Raw genomic sequence first — 17258 nt, 5'->3', positions numbered from 1 at the left:
ATGACGGATAGCGATTTCCGCCCGCATTCCTCTCACTGGGGCGCCTTCACCGCGGCCTGGCGCGACGGCAAGCTGGCGGTGCGGCCGCACCCGGAAGACCCCGACCCAAACCGCATCCTGCAGAACTTCCCGCGCGCCCTGCGGCACGAGGCGCGCATCGCCCGGCCCATGATCCGCCGCGGCTGGCTGGAGGATGGGCCGGGCGCCGATCCGCGCCGCGGCCGTGACGAGTATGTCGCGGTGTCCTGGGACCGCGCGCTCGACCTGCTGGCGCGGGAGCTTGGGCGCACCGCGCCGGAGCGGACCTTCGGCGGGTCCTATGGCTGGTCCTCGGCCGGGCGCTTCCACCATGCGCAGAGCCAGGTGCACCGCTTCCTCAACACCGTGCTCGGCGGCTATGTCCGCAGCGTCAACAGCTACAGCGCCGGCGCTGCGGGGGTGATCCTGCCGCATGTGCTGGGGCCGATGGAATCCGTCAGCCGCCGCAACGTCACCTGGGAGCAGGTGGCCGAGCACAGCGACGTCGTGCTGGCCTTCGGCGGCCTGGCGCTGAAGAACTCCATGGTCGCCGGCGGCGGCATCAGCAAGCATGTCGAGCGCGGGTCGATGCAGGCCGCCGCCGCGCGCGGCTGCGCCTTCATCGGCGTCGGCCCGCTGCGCGACGACATGCCCGCCGAAGCCCGCGCCGAATGGCTGACCATCACGCCCAACACCGACACCGCGCTGATGCTGGCGATCATGCACACGCTGGTGGCGGCGGGGCTGCACGACCGCGCCTTCCTCGACCGCTACACCGCGGGCTGGCCGGTGCTGGAAGCCTATCTGCTGGGCCGGGAGGACGGCCAGCCCAAGGACGCCGCCTGGGCCGCGCCGATCACCGGCATCACGGCCGATCGCATCACGGCACTCGCGCACAGTCTGGCGGGGAAGCGCGTGCTGGTCACCGTCTCCCACTCCCTGCAGCGGGCCGAGCATGGCGAGCAGCCGGTCTGGGCCGGCATCGCGCTCGCCTCGGTGCTCGGCCAGATCGGCCTGCCCGGCGGCGGCTTCAACTACGCGCTCGGCGCGCTCGGCCATACCGGGCGGCGCTACAACGCGGTCTCGACCGCGGCGCTGCCACAGGGGCGCAACCGGGTCGGCGCCTATATCCCGGTCGCGCGGATCAGCGACATGCTGCTGAACCCGGGCGCCAGCTTCGAGTACAACGGGCAGGTGCTGACCTATCCCGATATCGGCCTGGTCTACTGGGCCGGCGGCAATCCCTTCCATCACCACCAGGACCTCAACCGCCTGCGCGAGGCCTTCCGCCGCGTCGAGACGCTGGTGGTGCACGAGCTCGCCTGGACCGCGACGGCGCGCCACGCCGACATCGTCTTGCCGGTGACGATGACGCTGGAGCGCGAGGATATCGGCAGCAGCCAGACCGACCCGCTGATGGTCGCCATGTACAAGCTGGCAGAACCCTATGGCGAGGCGCGCGACGACTACGCGATCTTCGCCGACCTCGCGGCGCGGCTGGGCAAGGAGCAGGCCTTCACCGAGGGCCGCAGCGCCCGCGAGTGGCTGCGGCACCTGTACGACCGCACCGCCGACGACCTGCGCGCCAAGGGCCATGACGCGCCGGACTTCGACTCCTTCTGGCAGGCCGGCCACCTGATGCTGCCGCAAGGGCCGGACGACGGCGGCATCCTCGGCGCCTTCCGCCGCGACCCGGAGGCCGATCCGCTGCCGACGCCGAGTGGCAAGGTCGAGGTCGCCTCGGCGACCATCGCCGGCTTCGGCTACGAGGACTGCCCGGGCCACCCGGCCTGGATCGCGCCGCGCGACGTGCCGACCGGCGATGCGCCGCTGCGCCTCGTCGCGAACCAGCCGGCGACGCGGCTGCACAGCCAGTTCGACTTCGGCGGCCACAGCGCCGAGATGAAGCGGCGGGGGCGGGAGGTGATGCGCATCCATCCCGGCGATGCCGCGGCGCGCGGCATCGCCGATGGCGACATCGTCCGGCTGTTCAACGCGCGCGGCGCCTGCCTCGCCGCGGCGGAGGTGACGGAGGGCGTCATGCCGGGCGTGGTGCAGCTGCCGACCGGCGCCTGGTACGACCCGGAGGACCCGGCGGAGGACGGCTCGCCTTGCGTGCACGGCAACCCGAACGTGCTGACGCGGGATGCCGGGACCTCGCGGCTGGCGCAGGGCTGCACCGGGCAGCTCACGACCGTGGAGGTCGAGCGCTTCACCGGCAACCTGCCGCCGATCAAGGCCTTCACGCCGCCGGGGGCGGTGGCGGCGGAATAGCTGGACTTCCTGGAAGTTCCAGCGGCGGCGCCTTGCCGCCGCGCCAGGTCCTGGTTTGCTGCCGGGCATGCGGGGCGTTCGTCGCCCCGCCTTCCAGGCGGGACCTTCGGCATGCAGGCATTCTCTCGGCGCGGCGTCATCGGCGGCGGCGCGGTCGCGCCCTTCGCGGTGCAGGCGCGCGGCGGCGGCGGCGAAAGCCTGCGCCGGCGCGTGCTCGGCGCCTTCCGCGGCCTGCCCGGCACCAGGGCGCTGAAGCTATGGGCGCCGGCGACGGCCTCCGAGCCCGAAATCCTCATCACCGAGAATGCCGACCAGCAGCTCTTCATCGGCAGCGCCATCAAGTCCTTCATCCTCTGCGAGCGGCTGCGGCAGCTCGACGCGCCCGACGTGGCGACGAAGCTGACCGGCAATCCGCTCGCGCTCGATGCATCCGTCTGGTCGGTGGACAGCACCATCTTCAACCCGCCCAACCTGACGGGGACGGTCTCCGAACGCACGGCGATGGAGGCCATGATCCTCCACAGCGACAACACCGCGACCGACATGGTGATGCGCGCGGCGGGGCCGGCGAAGGTGCGGGATTTCCTCGCCGCTGCGGGTCTCGCGGCATCCGCGGTGCCGGAGAGCACGCGGTCCTTCTTCGGCTACCTGCTCGGCGCGCCGGACTACCTGACCTTCACCTGGGCGGAGCTGGTCGCCTCGGCCGACAAGCCCATCGTCAACTCGCCGCTGAACGAGGTGCAGACCCTGGCCTCCTCGGCCGACGACCTCGTATCCTTCTACGCGCGGTCGGTGCAGGGCGAGTTCTTCGGGCAGCCGGAGACGCTGACGCAATACCGCAACGTGCTCGCGCTCGGCGATGTCATCCGCCTCGCCTTCCCGCTCGGCGGCAGCGTCTTCGCCAAGGGCGGCAGCATCGACGTCGCGGGCTTCCACGCGCTCTGCGTGCCCGCCGCGGTCTTCCTCAATCGCCGCTGGTTCTACTTCGCGGCGATCATCAACTGGTACGCCAAGGCGGAAACCGACCCGCAGACCGTTGCCCGCTACCTCGCGGCGCTGCAGGCGGCCCTCGGCGCGATCTACGAGGAGATCCAGTAGCCGCCCGCTACTTCGGGCTCCGCCTGCGGAAGTCCGCCGCCATCTCCTCGAGCGTCACGAAGCGGACGCCGGGATGCTTCAGCATGTGGCCGATCAGCCGCTCCAGCATCATCAGCACCTGCGGCCGGCCGGACACGTCGGGGTGGATGGTCATCGGCACCACGGCGTAGTCGTATTCGCGCCAGATGAAGTCGAAGTGGTCGCGCCAGATCTGCTCCAGCGCATGCGGTGAGACATAGCCGTGGCTGTTCTGGACTTCTTGATGAACATCATCGGCGGCAGGTCGTCGAGGTACCAGCTCGCCGGGATCTCCACCAGGTCGGTCACCCTGCCCTTGGTGAAGGGCTTCATCCAGGCCTCGGCCGGCTGGGCGTAGTCGATCGGCGTCCAGGCATCGCCGGTGCGGACATAGTAGGGCGTGCAGTCGTGGTGCATCAGCGAATGGTCGTAGGCGATGCCGCGCTCGACCAGGATCTCGATGCTGGTGGCGCTCACCTCCCACCACGGCGCGACATAGCCGACCGGCTTGCGGCCCCAGTGCCGCTCGATCAGTCCGATGCACCTGTCGAAGATCGCCTCTTCCTGGGTGCGGCTCAGCGCCAACGGGTTCTCGTGACTGTAGCCGTGCAGGCCGATCTCATGACCGGCCTTCGCCACCATGTCTGTCTGCTCGGGGAAGCTCTCGATGGTGTGGCCCGGGATGAACCAGGACTGCGTCAGGCCGAAGCGCTCGAACAGCTTGAGGATGCGCGGCATCCCAACCTCGGCGGCGAAGACGCCGCGGCTGATGTCGCCCGGGCTGTCCTCCCCCATGTAGCTGCCGAGCCAGCCGGCCACCGCGTCGCAATGGATGCTGAAGGCGCAGAGGATCTCTTTCGGCATGGTCGCTCTTCCTTACCGGCGCACAGGGCAGGGAGGCGGGGAGGATACCGCCTCCCCGCCCGCGCATTCCGCCGGTCAGGATGCCGGGGATTCAGCCGCGCGCCAACGCCCGGCTCAGCGGCCCATGCCGGGGTTGGTGGCCTTCGCCTTCGCCTGGTCGGCCGGCATGGACAGCTTCACCTGGTTGCCCTCGACGCCGGCGATGCTGCTGGCCGGGATGAAGTGATGGTGCTGGCCGCTGCCGTCCGGGTCGTCCTTCTTCGTCAGCTTGATCCGGTCGCCATCCATGTGGTCGACGGTGCCGACATGCTTCCCGTCGCTGCCGACGACCTCCATGTGTTCCTTCACCTGCGCTGCGTGACCGCTCATCTCGCGTGTTCCTTCCTTGGGGGGATCCCGCGGCAGGAACGGTCCAGGCGCCGGAAAGATGCCGCCGCGTCAGGCTCCCATCAGCGCCAGCCCCTCGGCCACCGAGACGAACTCGCCGCCCCCCGCGATCCGCGCCGCGCCGAAGCGGTCGGCGAACAGCCCGCGCACGGCCGGCACCAGGGAGGTGCCGCCGGTCAGGAAGACCCGGTCCACCTCCGCCGCCGCCAGCCCGGCATCGGCGAGCGCCGCATCCACGGCGGCGCCCATGCGGGCGAGGTCGGGGGCGATCCAGGCCTCGAAATCGGCGCGGGCGATCGGCGCCTCCACCACGAAATCCTCGTGCCGGAAGGAGAGCACCGCACTCTCCGCCCGCGACAGCGCCGCCTTCACGCCGGAGACGGCGCGGTAGAGCGCGTAGCCCGCCTCCTCCTCCACCAGCATGACCAGGTGGCGCAGCCGCTCCGGGTGCTCGGCGGTGCGGGTCACCTCGGCGATGTCGGCCAGGACCTTCGGCGCGCGCATGAGCGACAATTGGTGCCAGCGGGCGAAGGACAGGTACCAGCCCGCCGGGATCGGCATCGGCTTGCCCCAGACCTTGTACTGGTCGCCCTTGCCCAATAGCGGCGAGACCACCCGGTCGATGATCCGGTAGTCCAGCGCGTCGCCGGCGATGCCGACGCCGGCATGGCCCAAGGGCGTCACCCGCCGCGGCGGCCCGGGCTCGAAGCGCAGGACCGAGAAGTCGCTGGTGCCGCCGCCGAGGTCGCCGACCAGCACCGTCGCCGGCCCGTCCAGCGTACTGGCGAAGCGATGGCCGGCCGCGGCCGGTTCCAGCGCCACCTGCACGTCGGGCAGCCCTGCCGCGGCGAAGGCGGCGCGCAGCCGTTCCTCGCCGAAGGCGTCGTCCGCGGTTTCCCCGGCGAAGCGCACCGGCCGGCCGACCACCACCCGCGCCCCGGCCAGCTCCGCCGCGAAGGGCGCCAGCAGCTCGCCGAGGAAGGCCGCCACCAGCGCCTCCAGCGTCCAGGCGCGGCCATGGATGCGGGTCTCGCGGAAGCTGCGCTGCGCCAGGTAGGACTTCATGGACATGATCAGGCGGGAGGCCAGCGGGTCCTCCAGATAGGCCTCGATCGCCGCCGGCCCGGCGGCCAGGCGCGTCCCCGCCCGCCCCGCCTGCCAGAGGCAGAGCACGGAGCGGAAGACCTCGCCCCCGCATGGTCGAGGGAGACGGTGCTCCCATCCGGGCGGAGGGCGGCGACCACGCTGTTGGTGGTGCCGAAGTCGATGCCGATGGTGGGGCGCATGCGGATCCGGGGCTGGGGAAGGCGCGGGCGTGAAGCAGGGCAGGCGCCGGCTGTCCAGCGCCCTCCCGTCCGCGCCGCCGCGGCCCCATCTATCCGCGCATGCCGCGCCTGCTGATCGTCTTCCACTCCCGCACCGGCGCCGCCCGGCAGATGGCCGAGGCGGCGGCGCGCGGCGCGGGCGCCGAGGCCGAGGTCCGCCTGTTGCCGGCCGAGGCGGCCGGGCCCGAGGACCTGCTGGACGCCCAGGGCTACCTGTTTGCCGCGCCCGAGAACCTGGCTTCCCTCTCCGGACCGATGAAGGACTTCTTCGACCGGTGCTACTATCCGGTGCTGGACCGCCTCAACGGCCGTCCCTATGCGCTGCTGATAGCCGCCGGCAGCGACGGCACCGGGGCGGCGCGCCAGGCGGCGCGGATCGCCACCGGCTGGCGGCTGCGGGCGGTGGCCGAGCCGCTGATCCTCTGCACCCAGGGCGCAGACCGCCGAGGCGATCCTGGCGGAGAAGGTGCTGGACGCGGAGGCGCTGCGCCGCTGCGAGGAACTGGGCGCGGCGCTGGCAGCCGGGCTGGCGCTCGGCATCTTCTGAGCGCGCGGCGGAGCGGTTTCCGTTGCCCGCCGCCGTATCGTGTGCGATAGGAATATCGTCAACGCCAGCGGCCTGCCCGGATCGGGCCGCGGGGCGGGTTTCAGTCTGCTCAATTCCTCAAATGCTGAGGCAGGTCCTGCGCAGGTGGGTGGAATTCCTGGCCCGCGACGGATCGGGGCCGCACCGGCCTCAACCGAACTGAGCCGGGTTGAGCCGAATTCCAGGGTTTTGCCGATTTATTCCCTGAAGCGCTCATGTCAGCTCCTGCCCCTCCAGCCCGCCTTCGAGGAAGATGTTGGGCTTGAGGAAGAAGCACAGCACCAGCGCCCCGGTGCGGCTGCGCGCCACATGCCGGTTGCCGCGCGGGCGCCAGACGAAGTCGCCCGCCAGCACCTCGCCCTCCGCGTCCTCGAGGCTGCCTTCCAGCAGGTAGCTCTGCTCGATCTCGACATGCTCGTGCAGCGCCAGCTCGGTCCCCGGGGCCCAGCGGAACAGCGCGGTGAGCAACCCGCTCTCCGGGTCCTGCAGCAGGATCTTCATGTCGATGCCCGGCGTCGGCGTCGGCTTCCAGGGGAGCGCATCGGTGCGGACATAGCGGGAGGCGAGGGGGTGGAGCTTCTCCTCGCCGGCCAGGAAGGGGGTGGTGGCGGTCATCGGTGATCCTCCGCATCCGGGCGGGGACTATTCCACCCGGGGCGATCCGGTGGAAGCTTCGTCCGAGGCAAGGGGAGGAAGACGGAATGGCCAATCAGGGCAGCCCGGTGACGCTGGTGACCGGCGGGGCGGACGGGATCGGCTGGGCCATCGCGCAGCGCTTCGCCGCCGCCGGCCACCGGCTGGTGATCGCCGACCTGCGGGCCGGGGCGGCCGAGGCCCGCGCCCGCGCAGTTGGGTGAGGGCACCTGGCGCTCGGCTGCGACATGGCGTCCGAGCCCATGGTGGTGGGCATGGTGGCGGAGGCGCCGGCGCGCTGCGGGCGGCTCGACGTGCTGGTGAACAATGCCGGCATCGCCGACACCTTCCTGCCGACGGTCGAGCAGGGCGCTGACCTCTTCGTGCGGCAGCTCGACATCCACCTGAAGGGGACCTTCGTGGCGAGCCGGGAGGCGGCGAAGGCGATGCTCGGCGCCGGCGGGGGCGCGATCGTCAACCTGGCCTCGATCGCGGGGCTCACCGGCCTGCCGCGGCGGAACGGCTATGCGGCGGCCAAGGCGGGGATCATCGCGCTGACCCGGACCATGGCGGCGGAATGGGGCGGCGGCGGGGTGCGGGTGAATGCGATCGCGCCCGGCTATGTGCGGACCGCGCTGGTCGAGGCGCTGGAGCGCGAGGGCAAGATCGACACCGCGGCGATCGCGCGGCGGGCGCCGCTCGGCCGGCTGGCGCGGCCGGAGGAGGTGGCGGAGGCGGCCTGGTTCCTGGCCTCTCCGGCGGCGAGCTACGTGACCGGGGTGACGCTGCCGGTGGATGGGGGGTGGATGGCCTTCGGCGCGGCGGGGGACTCGCCCGGCTGAGGCAGCCAGCGGTCAGGGCCCCAAAACGGCCTCCAGGCGCCCGACAGCGTGCCGGGCTGCAGCGCCTGTGGCGCCGCGGCCGGCGGCATCTCCGAAGCCCTCGCTCCCCTTGTTGGGCGGCAGGGTGAAGGTGACCCGCAGCCCGCCGGGTTGCCAGTCGAATGCGATCGTGCCGCCGAGCTGGCGCTCGGCGAGCTGCGGTGATGAGCCGGGAGCCGAAGCTGCGGCTCTCCCGCCAGGGGTGGCCCGCCGGACTCCGTCCACGCGAACAGCATCCCGCAATCCGGACCGGTGAAGCGCCAGCCGAGGCTTACCCGGCCTTCCGGGCAGGAGAGGGCGCCGTGCTTGGCGGCATTCGTGGCCGATCTCGTGCAGCAGCATCGCCATGGGCTGGACGGCTTCGGCGATGAGATTGATGACGGGACCCGACAGCGCCACCCGCCCGGCATAGGGCGCCAGCTCGCCTTCGGCGAGCGTCCTGACATCGCTGCCGCTCCAGGCCGCTTGCGACAGCAGGGAATGCGCCCGGGCCATCGCCGCGATGCGGCCGACGAGGACGGCGGCGAATTGGTCCGGCGGCACGTTGCGCGGGGCGAGCTGTGCGAGGGACAGCGCCACCGCGAGCGCGTTCTTCGCCCGGTGGTCGACCTCCCGCATCAGCAAGGCCTGGCGTTCATCCGCCTGCCGCTTCGCCCGGTCCCGGGCCCGAAGCGCATCGTCCGCGGCCAGGAGGCCGCGGCGCAGCGCCTCGAATTCGGTGACGCCGGACGCCGATGCGGGAAGCCTTTGCGCGGCGTCCCCGCCGCCGAGGACCTGCGCGGCGCCGACCAGCGCGGTCACCGGCCGGATCAGCCGGCGCGACAGGCAGATCGCCAGCACGGTGCCGAAGAGGACGATGAGCCCGCCGCCCCAGGCCAGGATCTCGAGAGGCTGGCGCCAGCTGGCCAGGTAATCCGACCGCATCTCGACCCGGCCGACGGTCCAGCCCGGCACGGAACTGAGCCGGGCGAAGCCGAGGACGATGTCCTGCCCGGACACCGATATCCCTTCCAGAAAACCGGAGGCCCGGTCTGCGGTGCCGGCGACGAACCAATCCGGTGCCATCCGGCCGACATACCGGTCATGCTCCCGTGACCGGGCGACGACCTGCTGCCTGGCATCGACGACGACGCTGAAACCGTGGCCACCGGACCTTTGCTCTTCCAGCAACCGGGCGACGCGCTCCGGCGGCAAGCGCGCCGCCAGCACGAAGGGGATGTGCCCATCGCGCTTCACCGGGACGGCCACGCCGATCACGGGGCGCTGCGCGACGGCGCCGATCACCAGGTTGGTGATTAGTGGCTCGCCGGTCTCCGCCACCGACCGGAAATCCCCTGCCGAGATCCGCCCGGACGGAATGCCCGGCGGCAGGGCGGTATTGACGATCTGCCGCATGGTGGTTGCATCGAGCAGGAGCACCGTTGTCGAGAGCGCGGCGGAGGCGCGGCGGGCTTCCACTTCGAAGGCGGCAAGGTCCGGCGCCGGCCCGTCGAGCGTCGACGACCCGGCCAGCGTGGCCATGGTGGCCCGGTAGGCGTCGATCTCCCGGTCGGTGGCAAGCGCCAGTGCCTGCGCCGTGCTGGACAGCCCGTCCTGGAACGCTTCCTGATAGGCGGATACGGCCCGCTTTGCCGCCGCCGTGCCCAGCCCGAACGCAGGGATGAGCATCGCCAAGGCCAATGCGAGAAGATAATACTCTAATCGAAACGAAACCTTGGAAGGCTTGGCGGACAACAAGGCCATTGATGTAACCGTCCAGGATGCTTTTCTCGTTGGGATTGCCAGCCCGGGGCAGTTGGCACGTTTTTGAACGAAAATCGATGCCTGATACCTCCCTGGAAGGACATGTCTCTATTTTGCATCGACGCATGTTGGCCCAGCGCCAGCCCTTGGCACACCCGGACTTGACGTCGAAGGAAGAAAATCCTGATCATGGGGCGCCGGGTCGGAGGTCGAACCCAAGCTGCCGTCCCATCGCTTCGCGTGCCGGCCGGGACCGGCCCGCCCCGACGCGCCTCTCGCCGCGCCGCGCCCCGCACTGGGCCAAGCTTCCGTTCCCGGCCTCGTACTGCCGGTCCGGGAAGGGCACCGGCGGAGGTCTGTCCGAACACGACGCATCCGCGCGAACCCGGCCCGGCTAGCCGTCGGCACGCCAGGCGCTGCCCCGTGCCTCATCCGGACTGCGCGCCCGTCTTCCGCCCGCCCCGTTGAACCCACCCCCACCCCGGCGCATTCTCCCCGCGACGCCGCCAAGGGAGGGACCACACCATGAAGACACGCGCTGCCGTGGCCTGGGAGGCCAAGAAGCCCCTGACCATCGAGACGGTCGAGCTCGACGGCCCGAAGGCCGGCGAGGTGCTGGTGGAGGTCATGGCGACCGGCGTCTGCCACACCGATGCCTACACGCTGGACGGGCTCGATTCCGAGGGCCTCTTCCCCGCCATCCTGGGGCATGAGGGCGCCGGGATCGTGCGCGAGATCGGCGCCGGCGTGACCAGCGTGAAGGTGGGTGACCACGTCATCCCGCTCTACACGCCGGAATGCCGGCAGTGCAAAGCCTGCCTCAGCCAGCGCAGCAACCTCTGCACCTCGATCCGCGCGACCCAGGGCAAGGGGGTGATGCCGGACGGCACCAGCCGCTTCCATTGCGAGCCGGCGCGGCCGCAGGGCAACCAGCTCTTCCACTACATGGGCTGCAGCACCTTCTCGAACTTCACCGTGCTGCCCGAGATCGCGGTGGCGAAGGTGCGGGAGGACGCCCCCTTCGACAAGATCTGCTACATCGGCTGCGGCGTGACGACGGGCATCGGCGCGGTGATCTACACGGCGAAGGTCTGGCCGAGCGCCAACGTCGTCGTCTTCGGCCTCGGCGGCATCGGGCTGAACGTGATCCAGGGCGCCCGCATGGTCGGCGCCGACAAGATCATCGGCGTCGACATCAACCCGGCGAAGCAGGAGATGGCGCGCAAGTTCGGCATGACCCACTTCGTCAACCCGACCGAGGTCGGCACCGACAAGGTGGTGCAGGCGATCGTCGACCTGACCGGCGGCGGCGCCGACTTCTCCTTCGACTGCACCGGCAACGTCAGCGTCATGCGGCAGGCGCTGGAATGCTGCCATCGCGGCTGGGGCGAGAGCATCATCATCGGCGTGGCCGAGGCGGGCAAGGAGATCGCCACGCGGCCCTTCCAGCTCGTCACCGGGCGGGTCTGGCGCGGCTCGGCCTTCGGCGGCGCGCGCGGCCGGACCGACGTGCCGAAGATCGTCGACTGGTACATGGAGGGGAAGATCAACATCGACGACCTGATCACCCACACCATGCCGCTCGAGAAGATCAACGACGCCTTCGACCTGATGCATGCGGGCAAGTCGATCCGCTCGGTCGTGGTGTTCTGAGCGTGGCGGAGGTCGTCTCCCGCGCCCGCTGCTTCGGCGGGGAGCAGCGCGTGCTGCGCCACGCCTCGGCGGAGACGGGGACGGAGATGCGCTTCGCCGCCTTCGTCCCGCCGCAGGCCCTGGCTGGGGCGCGCGTGCCGGTGGTGTGGTTCCTCGCCGGGCTGACCTGCACGGAGGAGAATTTCACCGTGAAGGCCGGGGCGCAGCGGGTCGCGGCCGAGCTCGGCCTGCTGCTGGTGGCGCCCGACACCTCGCCGCGCGGGGAGGGGGTGCCGGACGACCCGGAGAAGGCCTACGATTTCGGCCTCGGCGCCGGCTTCTACGTGGATGCCACGCAGCAGCCCTGGGCGACGCACTACCGCATGCGCTCCTACATCGAGCGTGAGCTGCCGGCGCTGGTCGCCGCCGAGCTGCCGGCCGAGATGTCCCGTCAGGGCATCATGGGCCATTCGATGGGCGGCCATGGCGCGCTGACCATCGCGCTGCGCAACCCGGGGCGCTTCAAGGCGGTCTCAGCCTTCGCGCCGATTGCCTCTCCCATGCGCTGCCCCTGGGGGAGAAGGCGCTGGGCGGCTATCTCGGCCCCGATCCTGCGGCTTGGCGCCGGTATGACGCGACCGCACTGATCGAGGACGGCGCCCGGCTGCCCGACATCCTGGTCGACCAGGGCACAGCGGACGGCTTCCTCGAAACCCAGCTGAAGCCCGAATTGCTCGAAGCCGCCTGCGCCGGCGCCGGCATCCCGCTGACCTTGCGGCGGCAGGAAGGCTACGACCACTCCTACTTCTTCATCGCCAGCTTCCTGGAGGACCACCTCCGCTGGCACGCGGCGCGGCTGAAGGGCTAGGCGGCGCGGAAGCGGGCCGCCGTCACCGCATCCTCCGCCAGCGCCGCGGCGATCGCTGCGCGCGCCTCGGCGGTTTCGGCCAGCGCCACCACCCGGTCGAACCAGGGGCACTGGCCGCGTACCCGGGCCTGGAACAGCCGGTCCAGCGCCGCGGCGGCCGGTGACCGGCCGGCACAACAGGAACATGCCACGGCATGGGATTGCCCGGCATCGAAGCAGCCAAGGGTCACCGCCGCCTCTGGCCGCGCCGGGGCCGGCGCCGCAGCCAGCACGGCCGCCTTGGGCCCGGCCGCCAGCGCCGCCGCCAGCATTGCCGCATCCGCGGTCACCAGCAGGGAATTCGGGCATCCAGGGTCCAGGCCACGCGTTGAGTCTCCGAGAGGATACTGGACATAAGGATATCTTTATGTCATTTCCACCGCCATGGACAAATTCCTGGCCCAGTTGCGCGCCGCCGCCGAGCCGACCCGGCTCCGCCTGCTGGCGCTCTGTGCCCGCGGCGCCTTCTGCGTGACCGACCTCTGCGAGGTATTGGGCCAGTCCCAGCCGCGCCTGTCCCGCCACCTCAAGCTGCTGGTCGAGGCAGGGCTGCTGGAACGGGTGCCGGAGGGCGCCAACGCCTATTTCCAGGTCCCCGCCGATGCCGGCCTGGTGCACCAGCTTCTGGCCCGCCTGCCGGAGGATGACCAGATGCTGGCCGCCGACCGCCGCCAGGCGGCCCGGCTGGCCGCCGAGCGCGCCCGCGAGGCTTCCGACAGCTTCCGCCGGCACGGCGCCGACTGGGACGAGATGCGCGCCCTCGGCCTGCCGGCCGAGGCGATCGAGGCGGCCCTGCTGGCCGCCCTGCCGGAAAAGCCGGGCCGGGTGCTGGATATCGGCACCGGCACCGGCCGGCTGCTGGAATTGCTGGCCGGGCGGGCCGAGGCGGCGCTCGGCGTCGATGCCAGCCGCGACATGCTGGCGCTGGCCCGCGCCCGGCTGACGGAGCGCGGCCTCGGCGGCCATTGCGCGGTGCGCCAGGCCGACATGTACCGGCTGCCGCTGCCCGATGCCGGCTTCGACGTCGTCGCCCTGCAGATGGTGCTGCACTATGCCGAGGACCCGGCCGCGGCGCTGGCCGAGGCGGCCCGCGTGCTGCGCCCAGACGGGCTGCTGCTGGTGGTCGACCTCGCCGCGCATGAACGCGGCGAGCTGCTGGAACATCACGCGCATCGCTGGCCCGGCTTCGACGATGCCGGGATGGCCGGCTGGCTGGGTGCGGCCGGCTGCGCCGGGCTGCCGCCGGTCGAGATCGACGGGCCGCTCGCGGTTCGCCTCTGGCCGGCGCGGCGAATGCCGGGCGCCGTTGCCGTCACGCCTGCGCTTACCTTCTGATTTCGCGGAAAGCATTTTGCCATGGCCCGTCCCCCTCTGCTCGAAGCGCTCCGCAACCGCGTCCTCCTCTGCGACGGCGGGATGGGCAGCCGCGTGCAGGCGCTGACACTCGACATCGACCGCGACTACTGGGGCAAGGAGAACTGCACGGATGTGCTGAACCTCTCCCGCCCCGACCTGGTGCGGGAGATCCATCGCGGCTACTACGACGCCGGCGCCGACATGGTGCTGACCAACAGCTTCGGTGGGTCGCCGGTCACGCTGGCCGAGTTCGAGCTCGAGGACCGCGCCTTCGAGATCTGCAAGGCCTCCGGCGAGCTGGCACGGGAGGCCGCCGAGACCTTCGCCGATGGCCGCGACCGCTGGGTGGTCGGCGATATCGGCCCGGGCACCAAGCTGCCGAGCCTCGGGCATATCGGGTACGACGCGCTGCAGGCGGCGCTCGAGGTGCAGTGCCTCGGCCTGATCGCCGGCGGCGTCGATGCCCTGCTGACCGAGACGAACCAGGACACGCTCTTCATCAAGGCGGCGGTGAATGCCGCCAAGGCGGCGCTGAAGCAGACGGGCAAAGACATCCCGATCTTCGTGCAGGTGACGGTCGAGACCACCGGCACGCTGCTGGTCGGGCCGGACATCCATGCCGCCTCGACGGTCGTGCATTCGCTGGACGTGCCGCTGATCGGGCTGAACTGCGCCACTGGGCCGCAGGAGATGGCGGAACACGTTCGCTTCCTCAGCCAGAACTGGCCCGGGCTGATCAGCGTGCAGCCCAATGCCGGCCTGCCCGAGCTGGTCGACGGCAAGACCCACTACCCGCTGGGCGCGGCCGAGATGGCGAGCTGGATGGAGCGCTTCGTCCGCGAGGATGGCGTCAACCTGATCGGCGGCTGCTGCGGCACCTCGACGCCGCATATCCAGGCGCTGGACGCGATGCTGCGGAAGCATGGGGAGTGGCGGCCGGCGCCGGTGGCGCGGAAGTTCCACTGGGTGCCCTCCGTCGCCTCGCTGTACGGCGCCGTGTCGCTGCGGCAGGAGAATGCCTATTTCTCCATCGGCGAGCGCTGCAACGCCAATGGCTCCAAGGCCTGGCGCGAGCGGCAGGCGGCGCATGACTGGGACGGCTGCGTCGCCATCGGGCGCGAGCAGGTGGGGGAGGGGTCCAACAGCCTCGACCTCTGCACCGCCTTCGTCGGCCGCGACGAGATGGCGGAGATGAACGAGGTCGTCACCCGCTTCACCTCCTCGGTCAACGCACCGCTGGTGATCGACAGCACCGAGACGCCGGTGATCGAGGCGGCGCTGAAGCTGCATGGCGGCAAGCCGATCATCAATTCGATCAATTTCGAGGATGGCGAGCAGGCGGCCGCGGACCGGCTGCGGCTGGCGAAGAAATCTCGGCGCCGCGGTCATCGCGCTCACCATCGACGAGGTGGGCATGGCGAAGACCGCCGAGGACAAGCTGCGGATCGCCACGCGGCTAGTCGACTTCGCCTGCAACAAGCACGGGCTGGCGCAATCCGACCTGCTGATCGACCCGCTGACCTTCACCATCGCCACCGGCAACGAGGACGACCGCAAGCTCGGCCAGTGGACGCTGGAGGGCATCCGGATGATCCGCGACGCCTTCCCGGACATCCAGATCATCCTCGGCCTGTCCAACATCAGCTTCGGCCTGAACCCGGCGGCGCGGCACGTGCTGAACAGCGTCTTCCTCGATCACGCGGTGAAGGCGGGCATGACCGGCGCGATCGTGCATGTCAGCAAGATCAAGCCGCTGCACCTGATCCCGGCCGAGGAGGTCCAGGTGGTCGAGGACCTGATCTTCGACCGCCGGCGGGAGTGGCTACGACCCGTTGCAGAAGGTGCTGGAGATCTTCTCCGGCCGGAAGGCCGCCGACAGCATCAAGAAGGTCCGGGCCGAGACGGTCGAGGGCCGGCTCAAGGACCGCATCGTCGACGGCGACCGCAAGGGGCTGAACGAGGAGCTGCAGGACGCGCTCGACCGGGGCATCGCCCCGCTGGCGATCATCAACGACGTGCTGCTGGACGGCATGAAGGTGGTGGGCGAGCTGTTCGGCGCCGGCAAGATGCAGCTGCCCTTCGTGCTGCAATCCGCCGAGACCATGAAGGCCGCCGTCGCCTACCTCGAGCCCTTCATGGAGAAGGTCGAGGGGCAGGAGAAGGAGCACCATCGTCCTCGCCACGGTGAAGGGCGATGTCCACGACATCGGCAAGAACCTGGTCGACATCATCCTGACCAACAACGGCTACCGCGTGGTCAACCTCGGCATCAAGGTGCCGCTGGCGGACATGGTGGCGGCGGTCAAGGAACACCGGGCGCATGCCATCGGCATGAGCGGGCTGCTGGTGAAATCGACCGTGGTGATGCGCGAGAACCTCGAGGAGATGGCGCGGATCGGGCTCGAGGTGCCGGTGCTGCTGGGCGGCGCCGCGCTGACCCGCAACTATGTCGAGGATGACTGCGTCCGCGCCTATGCCAGCGGCGAGACCACCGGCCGCGTCGCCTATGCGCGGGATGCTTTCGACGGGCTTCACCTGATGGACAAGGTGACCGGCAACGGCTTCGACGACTACCTCGCCGCCATCCAGCAGAAGCGTAAGGGCAAGTCGCGCAACGAGAGCCGCACGCTCGGCACCGCCGACCCGCGCGGCTTCGCCCCGGTGGACATAAAGTATGCGCAGGAGCGGCGCCGCCGCGTCACCTCCGGCGAGCCGATCCCTGACCCGCCTTTCTGGGGCGCCCGGGTGATTGAATCGGCACCCAAGGCCGTGGTGCCCTTCATCAATGAGCGCAGCCTCTATCAATTCCAGTGGGGCTTCCGGAAGCAGGGGCGGAGCCTCGAGGATTTCCTCGGCTGGGCGAAGCAGGAGCTGCGGCCGGTGCTGAAGCGCATGCTGGCGCTGGCCGAGGCGGAGAACATCCTCCGCCCGCAGGCGATCTACGGCTACTGGAAATGCGCCGGGCAGGGCAACGACCTCGTGCTGTTCGAGCCGGACGGCGAGACCGAGGCCTGCCGCTTCACCCTGCCGCGGCAGCCGAAGCAGGACGGCGAGTGCATCGCCGACTTCGTCCGCGACATCGAGGACGGGCCGACCTCACGCGACGTGATCGGCCTGCAGGTTGTCACCGTCGGCCAGAAAGCGTCCGACATGGCGCGCGACTGGTTCGAGGACAACCGCTACCAGGACTACCTGTACCTGCACGGCCTGTCGGTGGAGATGGCCGAGGCGATGGCGGAATACGTCCACAAGCGCATCCGCTCCGAGCTCGGCTTCGCCGGCGAGGACGACCGCGACATGGACAGGATGCTGGCTCAGGGCTATCGCGGCGGCCGCTACAGCTTCGGCTATCCGGCCTGCCCGAAGCTGGAGGACCAGGTGCCGCTGCTGCGGCTGCTGGGGGCGGAGCGCATCGGCGTCTCGATCAGCGACGAGTGGCAGCTGCACCCGGAGCAGTCCACCAGCGCGATCGTGCTGCACCATCCGCGGGCAAAGTACTTCTCGGTGTAGCGGGCCGGATCGCTGAAGGGCGCTTG

At 70.6% G+C, this 17258-nt stretch carries 12 protein-coding genes and 3 pseudogenes; 8 read left to right on the top strand and 7 right to left on the bottom strand.

All coding sequences use genetic code 11. The annotated features are described in order from the left end of the window. Both ACQ86J_RS09225 and ACQ86J_RS09220 read left to right on the top strand, forming a co-directional pair. The gene (locus ACQ86J_RS09225; protein WP_431270887.1) at positions 1–2292 is read left to right on the top strand and encodes a molybdopterin guanine dinucleotide-containing S/N-oxide reductase; all 2292 of its coding nucleotides are present in this window, start codon (positions 1–3) and stop codon (positions 2290–2292) included. A gap of 111 nt (positions 2293–2403) precedes the next feature. Further along, positions 2404–3390 (top strand): serine hydrolase, encoded by a 987-nt coding sequence (locus ACQ86J_RS09220; protein WP_431270886.1) that lies wholly within the window; start codon positions 2404–2406, stop codon positions 3388–3390. A gap of 7 nt (positions 3391–3397) precedes the next feature. Here the strand turns inward: ACQ86J_RS09220 and ACQ86J_RS09215 are convergent, their stop codons facing one another. The 4 genes from ACQ86J_RS09215 to ACQ86J_RS09200 all read right to left on the bottom strand — a co-directional run bounded on the left by ACQ86J_RS09215 (position 3398) and on the right by ACQ86J_RS09200 (position 5832). Then, the gene (locus tag ACQ86J_RS09215) at positions 3398–3550 is read right to left on the bottom strand and encodes a hypothetical protein (protein ID WP_431270885.1); all 153 of its coding nucleotides are present in this window, start codon (positions 3548–3550) and stop codon (positions 3398–3400) included. Continuing rightward, on the bottom strand, positions 3541–4272 hold the full coding sequence (locus tag ACQ86J_RS09210) for a polysaccharide deacetylase family protein (RefSeq protein WP_431270884.1): 732 nt from the start codon (positions 4270–4272) through the stop codon (positions 3541–3543). The genes ACQ86J_RS09215 and ACQ86J_RS09210 overlap by 10 nt, the downstream gene beginning before the upstream one ends. 114 nt (positions 4273–4386) lie before the next feature. Beyond that, positions 4387–4641 carry a DUF2171 domain-containing protein gene (locus tag ACQ86J_RS09205; protein WP_431270883.1) on the bottom strand — a complete coding sequence of 85 codons (255 nt, stop codon included), beginning with the start codon at positions 4639–4641 and terminating at the stop codon, positions 4387–4389. Between the two features lie 69 nt (positions 4642–4710). After that, positions 4711–5832 (bottom strand): Hsp70 family protein, encoded by a 1122-nt coding sequence (locus tag ACQ86J_RS09200; RefSeq protein ID WP_431270882.1) that lies wholly within the window; start codon positions 5830–5832, stop codon positions 4711–4713. 212 nt (positions 5833–6044) lie between these two features. Here ACQ86J_RS09200 and ACQ86J_RS09195 point away from each other — a divergent pair, with 212 nt between their 5' ends. After that, positions 6045–6581 carry a flavodoxin family protein gene (locus tag ACQ86J_RS09195; protein WP_431270881.1) on the top strand — a complete coding sequence of 179 codons (537 nt, stop codon included), beginning with the start codon at positions 6045–6047 and terminating at the stop codon, positions 6579–6581. 202 nt (positions 6582–6783) lie between these two features. Here ACQ86J_RS09195 and ACQ86J_RS09190 read toward each other — a convergent pair whose 3' ends face one another. Beyond that, positions 6784–7185 carry a cupin domain-containing protein gene (locus ACQ86J_RS09190; protein WP_431270880.1) on the bottom strand — a complete coding sequence of 134 codons (402 nt, stop codon included), beginning with the start codon at positions 7183–7185 and terminating at the stop codon, positions 6784–6786. 86 nt (positions 7186–7271) lie between these two features. On the opposite strand from ACQ86J_RS09190, the pseudogene ACQ86J_RS09185 reads away from it, so the two are divergent. Next, positions 7272–8045 (top strand): annotated as a pseudogene (locus tag ACQ86J_RS09185) (glucose 1-dehydrogenase). 12 nt (positions 8046–8057) lie between these two features. On the opposite strand, the gene ACQ86J_RS09180 reads toward ACQ86J_RS09185, so the two are convergent. Beyond that, positions 8058–9752 carry an HWE histidine kinase domain-containing protein gene (locus ACQ86J_RS09180; protein WP_431270879.1) on the bottom strand — a complete coding sequence of 565 codons (1695 nt, stop codon included), beginning with the start codon at positions 9750–9752 and terminating at the stop codon, positions 8058–8060. A 600-nt stretch (positions 9753–10352) separates the two neighbouring features. Here ACQ86J_RS09180 and ACQ86J_RS09175 point away from each other — a divergent pair. After that, entirely contained in the window at positions 10353–11480 is a 1128-nt protein-coding gene (locus tag ACQ86J_RS09175) for an S-(hydroxymethyl)glutathione dehydrogenase/class III alcohol dehydrogenase (RefSeq protein ID WP_431270878.1), read from the top strand. Then, positions 11477–12327, top strand: a pseudogene (gene fghA / locus ACQ86J_RS09170) (S-formylglutathione hydrolase). Before ACQ86J_RS09175 ends, fghA begins: the two are co-directional and overlap by 4 nt. Here the strand turns inward: fghA and ACQ86J_RS09165 are convergent. Next, positions 12324–12656, bottom strand: a complete 333-nt coding sequence (locus tag ACQ86J_RS09165) for a hypothetical protein (RefSeq protein WP_431270877.1) — start codon at positions 12654–12656, stop codon at positions 12324–12326. The pseudogene fghA and the gene ACQ86J_RS09165 overlap by 4 nt on opposite strands. A gap of 94 nt (positions 12657–12750) precedes the next feature. On the opposite strand from ACQ86J_RS09165, the gene ACQ86J_RS09160 reads away from it, so the two are divergent. Continuing rightward, entirely contained in the window at positions 12751–13701 is a 951-nt protein-coding gene (locus tag ACQ86J_RS09160) for an ArsR/SmtB family transcription factor (protein ID WP_431270876.1), read from the top strand. A 21-nt stretch (positions 13702–13722) separates the two neighbouring features. Continuing rightward, positions 13723–17232 (top strand): annotated as a pseudogene (gene metH / locus ACQ86J_RS09155) (methionine synthase). Positions 17233–17258: the final 26 nt, after the last annotated feature.

Source organism: Dankookia sp. P2, from assembly GCF_050632255.1.
Classification (GTDB): Bacteria; Pseudomonadota; Alphaproteobacteria; order Acetobacterales; family Acetobacteraceae; genus Paracraurococcus.
Note: the sequence above shows the minus strand (reverse complement) of the source record. Positions and strands in the feature narration are given on the sequence as shown.

Excerpts from the sequence above, each read along its gene's own strand:
- ACQ86J_RS09225 (WP_431270887.1), top strand. The coding sequence starts at position 1 with ATGACGGATAGCGATTTCCGCCCGCATTCCTCTCACTGGGGCGCCTTC.
- ACQ86J_RS09195 (WP_431270881.1), top strand. The coding sequence starts at position 6,045 with ATGCCGCGCCTGCTGATCGTCTTCCACTCCCGCACCGGCGCCGCCCGG.
- ACQ86J_RS09160 (WP_431270876.1), top strand. The coding sequence starts at position 12,751 with ATGGACAAATTCCTGGCCCAGTTGCGCGCCGCCGCCGAGCCGACCCGG.
- ACQ86J_RS09210 (WP_431270884.1), bottom strand. The coding sequence starts at position 4,272 with ATGCCGAAAGAGATCCTCTGCGCCTTCAGCATCCATTGCGACGCGGTG.
- ACQ86J_RS09190 (WP_431270880.1), bottom strand. The coding sequence starts at position 7,185 with ATGACCGCCACCACCCCCTTCCTGGCCGGCGAGGAGAAGCTCCACCCC.
- ACQ86J_RS09205 (WP_431270883.1), bottom strand. The coding sequence starts at position 4,641 with ATGAGCGGTCACGCAGCGCAGGTGAAGGAACACATGGAGGTCGTCGGC.
- ACQ86J_RS09220 (WP_431270886.1), top strand. The coding sequence starts at position 2,404 with ATGCAGGCATTCTCTCGGCGCGGCGTCATCGGCGGCGGCGCGGTCGCG.
- ACQ86J_RS09180 (WP_431270879.1), bottom strand. The coding sequence starts at position 9,752 with ATGCTCATCCCTGCGTTCGGGCTGGGCACGGCGGCGGCAAAGCGGGCC.
- ACQ86J_RS09175 (WP_431270878.1), top strand. The coding sequence starts at position 10,353 with ATGAAGACACGCGCTGCCGTGGCCTGGGAGGCCAAGAAGCCCCTGACC.